General features: G+C 49.5%; 8 protein-coding genes. 7 read left to right on the plus strand and 1 reads right to left on the minus strand.

All coding sequences use genetic code 11. The features are described from left to right. The first annotated feature begins 173 nt into the window (after positions 1-173). The 6 genes from purH to rodA all read left to right on the plus strand — a co-directional run bounded on the left by purH (position 174) and on the right by rodA (position 7879). On the plus strand, positions 174-1718 hold the full coding sequence (gene purH / locus K2G41_RS05260) for a bifunctional phosphoribosylaminoimidazolecarboxamide formyltransferase/IMP cyclohydrolase (protein ID WP_300115808.1): 1545 nt from the start codon (positions 174-176) through the stop codon (positions 1716-1718). Between the two features lie 104 nt (positions 1719-1822). After that, positions 1823-2842: a rod shape-determining protein gene (locus tag K2G41_RS05265; RefSeq protein ID WP_107030999.1), complete on the plus strand. Its 1020-nt coding sequence runs from the start codon at positions 1823-1825 to the stop codon at positions 2840-2842. A 270-nt stretch (positions 2843-3112) separates the two neighbouring features. Continuing rightward, a complete protein-coding gene (gene mreC / locus K2G41_RS05270) occupies positions 3113-3967 on the plus strand; it encodes a rod shape-determining protein MreC (RefSeq protein ID WP_300115813.1) in 855 nt (284 codons plus the stop codon). A 3-nt stretch (positions 3968-3970) separates the two neighbouring features. Beyond that, positions 3971-4492, plus strand: a complete 522-nt coding sequence (locus K2G41_RS05275; RefSeq protein WP_300115826.1) for a rod shape-determining protein MreD — start codon at positions 3971-3973, stop codon at positions 4490-4492. Next, complete coding sequence (gene mrdA, locus K2G41_RS05280) at positions 4476-6338, plus strand: penicillin-binding protein 2 (protein ID WP_300115835.1); 1863 nt, start codon at positions 4476-4478, stop codon at positions 6336-6338. Before K2G41_RS05275 ends, mrdA begins: the two co-directional genes overlap by 17 nt. Positions 6339-6418: 80 nt before the next feature. Continuing rightward, positions 6419-7879: a rod shape-determining protein RodA gene (gene rodA / locus K2G41_RS05285; protein ID WP_300115838.1), complete on the plus strand. Its 1461-nt coding sequence runs from the start codon at positions 6419-6421 to the stop codon at positions 7877-7879. A gap of 181 nt (positions 7880-8060) precedes the next feature. On the opposite strand, the gene K2G41_RS05290 is transcribed toward rodA, so the two are convergent. Next, on the minus strand, positions 8061-9410 hold the full coding sequence (locus K2G41_RS05290) for an MFS transporter (RefSeq protein ID WP_300115843.1): 1350 nt from the start codon (positions 9408-9410) through the stop codon (positions 8061-8063). Positions 9411-9655: 245 nt separating this feature from the next. On the opposite strand from K2G41_RS05290, the gene K2G41_RS05295 reads away from it, so the two are divergent. After that, complete coding sequence (locus K2G41_RS05295; protein ID WP_300115841.1) at positions 9656-10783, plus strand: AI-2E family transporter; 1128 nt, start codon at positions 9656-9658, stop codon at positions 10781-10783. Positions 10784-10980: the final 197 nt, after the last annotated feature.

Here is a 10980-nt window from a genome sequence, read left to right on the forward strand (position 1 = left end):
GGGCTGCCTTCTTTTTTACCTATACCCTCTCCATGCTCTATACTCTTAATAAAAACTTTTATCAAAATTTATAATTTAATCCCTTGCAAATTCGCTGTGGATTTGAGTATTTTTCACTAACTTTGCACTTTCAAAATATCAGTTTTCACAACAAGTTCAGAATTTTATAAACGATGTCTGACAACAAACGAATCAAGACCGCGCTCATTTCAGTCTTTTACAAAGACGGACTGGAAGAAATATTGTCGTTGCTCCATGCCGACGGTGTTAAATTTCTCTCAACCGGGGGTACCCGTTCTTTTATTGAAAGTTTAGGCTACGAATGTGATGCCGTTGAGGATCTCACCGGCTACCCCTCCATTCTCGGCGGCCGCGTCAAGACTCTTCACCCCAAAGTCTTCGGTGGCATCCTCAACCGCCGCGACAATGAAGGTGACCGTGGTCAGATTGCCCAATACGAAATCCCTGAGATCGACCTCGTGATTGTCGATCTCTATCCTTTCAGCGAGACAGTTGCATCCGGTGCATCCGAAGCTGACATTATTGAAAAGATCGACATAGGCGGCATCTCGCTCATCCGCGCTGCTGCCAAGAACTACAACGATGTTGTCATTGTAGCCTCTAAGGCACAGTACAAGCCTCTCGCTGAAACCCTCAAGCGCAACGGCGCATCCACAACTCTTGACGAGCGTCGCTGGTTCGCAGCACAGGCATTTGCCGTTTCATCAGGCTACGACACTGACATCTTTAACTATTTCGCCTCCACAGCTGCCCCCTGCGCCATCGAGGAGCGCGATGCACTCCGCATTGCTTTTGATGACGCAAAGAAAATGCGCTATGGAGAGAATCCTCATCAGAACGGAACTTTCTTCGGTGATTTCGACGCCATGTTCACCCAGCTTCATGGTAAGGAGATTAGCTATAACAACCTCCTTGACATCGATGCGGCCGTAACATTGATCTCAGAATTTACCGAGCCTACGTTCGCAGTTCTCAAGCACAACAATGCATGTGGCCTCGCAACCCGTCCCACTATTGCCGAAGCATGGAAGGACGCACTTGCAGGTGACCCCGTCAGCGCATTTGGCGGCGTGCTCATTACCAACGGCACTGTTGACGAAACTGCAGCAGAGGAAATCAACAAGATTTTCTTTGAAGTCATCATCGCTCCCGCTTATACTGATGCAGCTCTTGAAATCCTCAAGCAGAAGAAAAACCGCATCATCCTCATCATTAAGAAACCTCTTGACACCAAGCGTCAGTTCCGTTCCATCCTCAACGGCGCACTCGTTCAGGATCGTGACCTCAAGATTGAGACTGTCGAGGATCTCAAGCAAGTGACTGAGAAGGCCGTCACTCCCGAACAGGCTGCCGATCTCCTCTTCGCCAACAAGATCGTGAAGAACTCAAAGAGCAACGCTATCGTTCTCGCAAAGGGCGGTATGCTCCTCGCAAGCGGTGTCGGTCAGACATCACGCGTCGATGCCCTCAAACAGGCCATCGAAAAGGCCCACTCCTTTGGGTTTGACCTTCACGGTGCGGTAATGGCTTCAGATGCATTCTTCCCCTTCCCTGATTGCGTAGAGATCGCTCATGAGGCAGGTGTGACAGCCGTGATCCACCCCGGAGGATCAATCCGCGACAACGAAAGTGTGGATTTCTGCAATGTGCATGACATGGCCATGGTCACCACCGGCTTCCGTCACTTCAAGCATTAATCTCCCCCTCACACATATTATCCTCTGAACGGACAGTTATGAGACCACCAATTGGTCTCATAACTCCTGCCGGGGATATAATTTACAAACCGCTATTATAACAAATGGGATTATTTTCATTTACCAAAGAAATCGCGATTGACCTCGGTACGGCCAATACGATTATAATTCACAATGACAAGATCGTCATTGACGAGCCCTCCATCGTGGCCCTTGAGAAGCGCACCGGCAAGCTTATCGCTGTCGGACGCGAGGCCAAGCTCATGCAGGGTAAGGAAAACGACGGCATTGAGACCATCCGCCCTCTCCGCAAGGGTGTGATCGCCAACTTCAACGCCGCCGAAATGATGATCCGCGGACTCATCAAGAAAGCCAGCTCAAAGAGCAACTGGTTCTCCCCTTCCATGAAAATGGTGGTGGGCATTCCCTCCGGTTCTACCGAAGTTGAGATCCGTGCCGTGCGTGACTCATCCGAACATGCCGGTGGTCGTGATGTCTATATGATTTACGAACCTATGGCAGCCGCCCTCGGTATCGGCATTGACGTGCTCGCTCCTCAGGGCAACATGATTGTCGATATAGGTGGCGGTACCACTGAGATCGCAGTCATCTCGCTGGGTGGTATCGTATCCAACAAGAGTATTCAGGTTGCAGGCGATGACCTTACAGACGACATCATGGAACACATGAGCCGCGTCCACAACGTCAAGGTCGGCGAACGCACTGCCGAGCAGATCAAAATCCATGTCGGTTCAGCCCTCACCGAGCTTGAAAATCCTCCGGAAGACTTCATCGTACACGGTCCTAACAAGATGACAGCCCTCCCGATGGAAGTACCTGTAAGCTATCAGGAAATTTCACACTGCATCGAGAAATCCATCTCCCGCATCGAGGCTGCCGTGCTTCAGGCCCTTGACGAAACTCCCCCTGAACTCTATTCCGACATTGTGATGAACGGTATCTTCCTTGCAGGTGGCGGTGCCATGCTCCGCGGTCTTGACAAGCGTCTCACGGACAAGATCGGCATCCAGTTCCACATCGCCGAGGATCCCCTCCTTGCAGTGGCAAAAGGTACGGGCGTAGCTCTCAAGAACATCGAGACGTTCTCGTTCCTCATCCGTTGATCGGGCAGATGTCCCGGTTCTGACTGGACTGTTCCACTACCTGTCTCCCTGTCTTATTGCCTGATTTTTTTGGGATAATATCACGCAAACATATTTGAAATACTCCGGACGATATACTGCGTAAGTCAGGACGCTTCTTTCAAGCGTCCCGCTTATGCGTTGTCGTAAAAGACTGACTGTCAAACTCATGGTCTTGTCTGATATAATTTCGGATATCATGACCGGTTATGACATGAAAGTTCATCCCCCCACTATAATACTCTTTTCAAATTGAGCGAGCTTCTAAAGTTTTTTGTCAAATACAGTTCTTGGTTTCTATTCATCCTGTATCTGGTGGCAGGGTTTGCGCTGCTTTTTTCACGCAACCCCTTCCAGCATCACATCTATCTGTCGTCGGCCAATGTGGTGACTTCAGGACTCTACCGGATGACCAACAACGTGACATCATACTTCTCTTTGCGTGATATCAATGAAGATCTGCAGCGCAGCATTTCAGAACTCGAACTGGAGAACTACAGGCTCAAGAGCGCGATTCTCGACCGCGATCTGAAACTCTATGCCGACACAATGACTGTCGATTCAGTCCTCAGCCGCTATCATTTCATCATTGCCCACGTCATAAACAATTCCATCAATCATTCCCACAACTATATTACTATTGAAAAGGGACGGCTTGACGGAATCGAACCGGAGATGGGCGTGATGGACCAGAACGGCATCGTGGGCATAGTCAATGTGGTTGGCGATCACACCGCGCGTCTTATATCCGTGCTTAATCCTTACCTCCGCCTCTCGTGTAAAGTCAAGGGCGAGGAGCAGGTCGGATCGCTCGTGTGGGATGGCCGTGATCCCGGCGAGGCAATCCTCGAAGAGTTGCCGAAACATGCCAAATTCGTCAAGGGTGACACAGTCATCACCAGCGGTTATTCATCCGTGTTCCCCGAAGGTGTCCCTGTCGGCACCATCATTTCAGGAAGCCGCGACCGCGAGGATAACTTCTACACTCTCCGCATCAAGCTTTTCACGGATTTCTCCACACTATCGACCGTCCGCGTCATACGTGACAATATGAAGGACGAGCTGACTGTCGTGGAAAAAGAACTTGAAGTCAAAAACATAAACTGATCCATGAGCAAGACCACGCTTAAATTTGTCCTTTTAGGTATCATCCTCGTGCTGGCTCAGGTTATTGTGTTTAACCACATCTGCCTTTTCAATGTAGCTGTCCCGTTGGTGTTCATCTACCTTATATTGCGCTTGCCCATAACGCTTTCGCTCAACTGGTTGCTCACCATCAGTTTCTGTCTCGGACTCATTGTAGATATATGCTCCGACACCTACGGCATGAACACAGTTGCCTGCACTGTCCTTGCCATGTGCCGCCGTCCTATTCTCCGTCTCTACGTGCCGCGCGAGGAGGATATGATCCGTCCTGAACCATCGATGCACTCTCTCGGAACTGCAACGTATCTGAAATATCTGCTCACGATGACGTTGCTCTATTGTACCCTTATATTCTTAATCGAAGCATTCACATTCTTCAATCCCGTAGCCCTTCTGCTGCGCATCGTGTTCAGCACCATCCTCTCGATGGCCCTGATGGTCGGGATTGACAGTTTCATGACACCAAGAAGTGAGAAAAGACTATAATCTCGCAAAACGACGCTATGTGATCAGCGGTTTCATCGTGATAATCGCTATCATTTATATCTGCCGTCTGGTAAGCCTTCAGGTATTTGATTCGAAATACAAGGAATATGCTGATTCAAATGCCTTTCTCCGCAAGGCCGTCTATCCTTCGCGCGGCATCATCTATGACCGCGACGGGCGTCTTGTGGTCTATAACCAGCCCGCCTACGACGTGATGATGATTCCGCGCGACGTCAAGGAGTTCGACACTCTCGACTTCTGCCGCGCGCTCAACATCACTCCGGAGGATCTGCGCAAACGCTTCATCGACATGAAGGACAAGCGACGCAATCCCGGTTATTCATCCTACTCCCCGCAGAAACTTATAACCCACCTCACGGCAGAGGAATATGGCCGTCTGCAGGAGAAACTCTACCGTTTCCCCGGCTTCTACATACAGAAACGTATCCTGCGCGAATATAACTACAAGGCTGCTGCCAATGTCCTCGGCAATGTCCGCGAGGTCTCACAGAAGGACATCGACAAGGATGCTTACTACATGCCCGGCGATTATATCGGTGACATTGGCATAGAGCATACTTACGAGGAGCATCTGCGTGGCACAAAGGGTGCTGAAGTGCTCATGCGCGACGCGCTCGGACGCATTCAGGGCCGTTATGAGGAGGGCGCGCTCGACCGCGACGCCGTGGCCGGAAAGAACATAAAACTTTCACTCAACATCGAGCTTCAGCAGTATGCCGAATCGCTCATGATGAACAAGAAAGGTGCTGTCGTGGCTATCGAGCCTTCGACGGGCGAAATCCTGTGTCTTGTCTCCGCACCCTCCTATGATCCCAGCCTCCTCGTGGGCCGTGAGCGTGGCGGCAACTACAACAAGATGATGGCCGACCCGGACAAACCATTGTTCAACCGTGCGATCCAAGCCACCTACCCTCCCGGCTCGACTTTCAAGCCGACGCAAGGTCTCATTCTCCTTGAGGAAGGCATAATCACGACCGGTACGATGTTTCCGTGTGCCCACGGATTTATTTCCGGAGGTTTGCGCGTAGGCTGTCACGGTCATGGCTCGCCACTGCCACTCAAGCCGGCACTCCAGACATCATGCAACGCCTATTTCTGCTGGGGTTTCAAGGCTATGGTCGATAAGAGGAGCAAATACGGCACCTCAGCAAAAGCATTCGATATCTGGAAGAACCACATGGTATCAATGGGCTACGGTTATAAACTCGGTATTGACCTGCCCGGTGAATACCGTGGTTTCATCCCCAACGTGGATTTCTACAATAAATGGTACGGAGCGGGACATTGGAGTGCAAATACCATCATTTCAATCTCCATCGGTCAGGGTGAGATCCTTGCAACACCACTCCAGATCGCCAACTTGTGTGCCACCGTAGCCAATCGTGGACACTATATCACACCCCACGTAGTCAAGGAGATACAGGACACCGTAGTACCTGCGCAATATCTTGAGAAGCATACCCCTACCATCGCTTCACACTGGTACAACGATATTGCCGAAGGAATGCGTATGGCCGTCACGGGTGGTACATGCCGTCTTGCCAACCTTCCTGACATAGAAGTGTGTGGCAAAACGGGTACGGCGCAGAACCCCCACGGAAAAGACCACTCCGCATTCATGGGCTTCGCTCCCTATCATGATCCCAAGATAGCTATTGCTGTCTATGTCGAAAATGCCGGTTTCGGTGCCACATTCGGTGTGCCTATCGGCTCATTGGTGATGGAACGTTATCTGCGCGGCTACATTCCACCTGAGCGTAAGTATCTTGAAGAACGTATGCTCCAGTCCAACACCATACAGTTTGCCGGCACGAAAAAACACTGATCCCATTTTCGTGTACAGGCTCTTACCCCTACATCAAGAATATATAATAATCCTCATCACTAATCAGCTTCAACAATAACGTGGAACAGGAAAAGAGCGGTTCGGTTCTGAAATATGTCGATTGGTTCACAGTCGTCCTCTATATCATACTCGTCATGGCCGGTATGGTCAGTATCTATGCTGCAAGTTATGATTTTGACCATGCCAATATGCTGAGTTTCACGGAATTTTCAGGCAAACAATTCCGATGGATAGGACTCTCGCTTCTTCTTGGTCTTGTCCTGCTGCTTATTGATGTGCGCGTCTATGAAAACTATGCCTATATAATATACGGTGCTGTCCTTTTGCTCCTGTTGGTCACAATTTTCATCGCGCCGGACACCAAGGGATCACGTTCGTGGCTCATACTTGGCCCCATGAGCCTCCAACCGGCAGAATTTGGCAAATCAGCCACTGCCCTCTGCCTTGCGAAACTGTTCTCAAGCTATAATTTCGTTCTCAATGCATCACGCAAGAACTACATGCTCGCGCTGATGATCATCTTCCTCCCGGTGCTTCTCATTCTGGCGCAGAACGAGACCGGATCAGCCCTCGTCTATCTCTCGCTGTTCTTTGTCCTCTACCGTGAGGGCATGAGCGGCCTTGTGCTCTTCGCAGCCGTGTGTGCTGTCACCTTCTTTGTTGTAGCCGTAAAGTTTACCGGAAGCCTGCTCCTCGGAATCCCGGTAGGACAGGCTGCGGTTTTCATCATGATAATGATAATGATCGTGGCTATGCTCGGCATATACTGTAAGGAATATGAAGCCGCCCGCAATGTGTTTTTCTGGTTTGGTGGTACCGGAATCATCGTGACTGCCCTCGAACTCCTCGGAGTCCCCGTACCGGGAACATTATTCTTCGTGACTGTCATAATGGCTGCCCTCGCCTATTGCGTACTTCTGATGTTCAAGACGCGTGCGCGCAAACTCATCATTACGGTTTGTGCAGCCATGACCTCGATTGTCTTCCTATTCTCCGTCAACTATGCTTTCACCTCGATTCTCCAGCCTCACCAGCAGATGCGTATCAAAGTCGCTCTCGGAATGGAGGAGGATCTACGTGGTGCAGGCTATAACGTCAATCAATCCAAGATTGCAATAGGCTCAGGCGGTGTGTTCGGTAAAGGCTTCCTCAACGGCACTCAGACCAAACTCAAATATGTCCCCGAACAGCATACCGACTTCATTTTCTGTACCGTCGGCGAAGAGGAAGGTCTGGTCGGGGCAGCCGGAGTAATCCTCCTCTTCCTCATACTGATATTGCGTATAATCCACATTGCCGAACGTCAACCGACGGTGTTCGGACGTGTCTATGCCTACTGCGTGGCAAGCTACCTGATTTTCCATATAGCTATTAATATAGGCATGGTCATAGGCTTGTGTCCTGTCATCGGTATCCCCTTGCCATTTTTCAGCTACGGAGGTTCTTCCCTGTGGGGCTTCACCATCCTTCTTTTCATCCTCCTGCGCATCGACGCTTCGCGTCGCGAACGTTCATTCTGACATTCCTTTGTGTGCGTGCGCACACGCAGACATTGTTAAGCCTCCGGGCTTATGTGTATGGCAAATTCAATACACACTTACAAAAGAGAGAGATAATAAATAATAAAATCGGGAGAATGTGACTCACATGCGCACATTCTCCCGATCTTTTTAATTTATTGCTAATATTACGCGGTGGCTATCAAGCCTCACCGTCAAGACGCACATCCTCAAAATCAGCCTTGATATTAGGATCTTCAAGACCGTAATGATGGATCGAATTCATAGATTTAAGTATGATACCGAAGATGAGAGCGAGACCGCCGAGAGCTGCGAAGCAACACATCGGGATAGTGTAGTCATACTGGACGGGATCGGTCACACCGGGATTTGACCAAGTGATGATCTTACCGATGATGATGGGCACGAAAGCAAGGCCGATATTCTGCACCCAGAAAATCAGTGAGTAAGCACTTCCGAGGAATCGCTTGTCCATGATCTTGGGAACAGAAGGCCAGAGAGCGGCCGGGACAAGAGAGAAGGAGATACCGAGCACGACGATGGCCGAGTAAGTGATAAGCTCGCTCTTGGTTGCGGGAACTATGAACGCAAACGTGAGATGACACACGATCATCAGGATAGCTCCGAGGATCAGCATACTTGCTCCCTTACCCTTGCGGTCAAGGAAATATCCGAGAGGTGGCGTAAGGATCGCAGCTCCTACAGGGAACCAGCGGAAAATATCGGAAGCCTGAGTCTCGGTAATGCCGAGGTTACACTGAAGCATGTTGGCAGCATAACGCTGGAAGGGGAAGATGGCCGAGTAATAGAGCACACAGAGCATAGCGATGATCCAGAAAAGCTTGCTGCTGAAAATCGCACCGACATCCGAAAGCTGAAATTCTTCATCCGCAGCTTCCTCTGCAACCTTTGTAGCTCCCATCTCGCGGTCAAGCTTGGCATCCATGAAAGTGAACACTATGAAACAGAGGAGACCGATGCAGAGCAGAGCAGAACAGAAAGCCACAGGAACTACAACCGACGGCGGAACCACACTGTCGGCCAGACGGGGTGAGATGGTGAAGATGAAGAACACACCAATGCGGGCGATAGCCATCTCAAGACCCATAGCGAGAGCCATTTCCTTGCCCTCAAACCACTTGGCAAGAGCTTTGGAGACCGTGATTCCGGCCATTTCACATCCGCAACCGAAAATCATGAAACCGAGAGCGGCAAGCTTCGCACTGCCGGGCATCACTGTCCACCATGAGCTGAGCCATTCGTTGAGACCCGTACCCTGAAAAGCATCGCTGATAGCATAGAGCTTGATCAGCGCACCTCCGACCATCAGCGAAGCTGAAAGCGTGCCGGTAAAACGCACTCCCATCTTGTCAAGAATGATACCTGCAAGAATAAGGAAGCCGAACACATTGAGAATATACTCCGCACCTGCATAATAGCCGAACGCATCAGGCGACCATCCGCGCTGAGTCTGGATCAGTGACTGAAGTGGCGACATTACATCGACAAACATGTAGGCAAACAACATCATCGACGCAATGAGCGCGAGTGCCGTCCACCTTGCCCAAGCCTTATCGGACAGCAACTGCCGTCCGGACTCGACAAAACTTTGACTTACTTTTTCCATTGTATTTATTTTAATTTATTATATGTACTCATCCATATTATCCCACAAAATTATGAAAAATAATGGAGATATTGGAATTTAATGCGTAATTTCGCGCCCGATATTGCATCTTCCACCACATATATAATATATACATTAATATATACAGCATGTTTACCCGCCAACGCTACGATCTTGACCGAACCGTCCGTCTGGTCATCAATTGTGTGATATTCATTGGAGCGATATGGCTTATCAGCACACTCAAGGATGTGCTCCTGCCATTTTGCGTAGGCTGTCTCATTGCCTATATCTTCGAACCGTTCGTAAGGTTCAACCGTCAGTTGCTCAACCTCCGCGGCCGTGTCATAGCCACTTTTGTCACGCTTTTCGAGATGACTTTCTTCTTCGTGGCACTATGCTATTTCGTCGTTCCGATCATCATCAATGAGGCAAGCCAGATGGCTGCATTACTCAAGAACTATACACGCAACGATTCTGCAATCCCGTTCATTCCAGCCGAACTCCACAATTTTCTCCGCAACAATGTCGATTTCGAGCTGATAGCGCGTAAATTATCCCACGAGGAATGGCTAAAGATGTTTGAGGAGGGCCTCAATGCCTCATGGCAGGTCATCAGCGGATCTGTATCGCTCATAATGGGACTTTTCAGTTGGGTCATCGTGCTCCTCTATGTCGTGTTTATCATGCTTGACTACGACAAGATCGGACGTGGCTTCCGCCGGATGGTACCTCCAAAGTATCGCCGCACTGTGTTCAAGATCGGACGCGACGTCAAAACTTCCATGAACCAATATTTCCGCGGACAGGCTCTCGTGGCCTTCTGTGTCGGAGTCCTCTTCAGCATCGGCTTCCTGATCATAGGACTTCCGCTCGCCATAGTCCTCGGTATGTTCATCGGATTGCTCAACATGGTCCCCTACCTCCAACTTATCTCACTTGTCCCCGCGACGCTTTTCTGCATTGTAGTGTCGGTTGGTGGCGAAGGTAGTTTCTGGACACTCTTCTGGGAGATGATAGCGGTATATTGCATAGTTCAGGTTATACAGGACTTCATCCTGACTCCAAAAATCATAGGAAAGGCCATGAGCCTCAATCCTGCCATCATCTTCCTGTCGCTCTCCATCTGGGGATCGCTTCTTGGCTTCATCGGTCTGATCATAGCCATACCTCTTACCACTCTCCTTCTTGCTTATTATGATGAATATTTCATTACTCCTTATGAGAATCGTAAAAAGCATAATCACTCTCACAGCAGAAGAGAATTGCAAAATTAATTAACACATAGGTTAGATTCAGGCTAATTAAGTTAACTTTGGTTAAATTAATCACCAAAGTATTGCACGAATCAAAAAAACTCTCTACCTTTGCATCGCTTTTGAAAAACAAAGTATCACAAAAGCCTAATCGGGGTGTAGCTCAGTTGGTTAGAGTACGCGTCTGGGGGGCGTGAGGTCGCTAGTTCGAGTCTAGT

It is taken from the genome of Duncaniella sp., assembly GCF_029056165.1.
In the GTDB taxonomy this organism is placed as follows: Bacteria; Bacteroidota; Bacteroidia; order Bacteroidales; family Muribaculaceae; genus Duncaniella.